This is a genomic window from Pseudomonas syringae pv. cilantro, from assembly GCF_001293775.1.
In the GTDB taxonomy this organism is placed as follows: Bacteria; Pseudomonadota; Gammaproteobacteria; order Pseudomonadales; family Pseudomonadaceae; genus Aquipseudomonas; species Aquipseudomonas syringae_P.
Map to the genome: position 1 here is coordinate 10,642 of NZ_LGLN01000084.1, position 638 is coordinate 11,279.

The window sequence follows — 638 nt, forward strand, 5'->3', positions numbered from 1 at the left end:
GAGAGCCCTTAAAAACAGAACATGAGGATGGTTCATGATTGGGAGTGGTCGTATCAATTCAGTGCGGGCAGCGATGGTTTTGCGTGCTGTTTGTCGACTTTAGTGGAGTTGTTGAGGCGGTGAGTCGCGTTCTTTTTTAGACGTGTCACAATAGTGGCCTATCCGCAGGGGATCTGCGCAGTTTCACGTTTAGGGACGAGTCGTCTTGTCATCACTGTCACCCCCCGTTCCTGTCCCGCTTTGCTACGCAAGCTTGGACAAAGAAACCATAGTGACCTTGCCCCTGAAAAACGTATCCCTTGCCAGGTGCCTCAATAGCCGCAAGGATACGACATGACTAAGCCCAAGACAGATCGCGTTAAATACACCCTTGAGTTCAAACTTGAGGCCGTGCGACTGGTTGATACAGGCCTGACGCTTGCTGCCGCTGCCCGCTCTCTGGGTATATCCGACCAGACCTTGTTCAACTGGGTCAAGGCGCATCGCCAAGGCAGGCTGACCGGCGCTGACATCAAGCCTGTCACTCCCGAGCAGATGGAGATAAGCCGTCTACGAGCCGAGCTGGCACGCGTCAAGATGGAGCGCGACATTCTGGAAAAGGCGACGGCGTACTTCGCAAAAGCATCCAGCTGAAGTAC

1 pseudogene is annotated in these 638 nt (G+C 53.9%); it reads left to right on the forward strand.

The annotated features are described in order from the left end of the window. Positions 1-333: 333 nt before the first annotated feature. Positions 334-638: pseudogene (locus ABJ99_RS23935) on the forward strand (transposase); the annotation flags it as partial.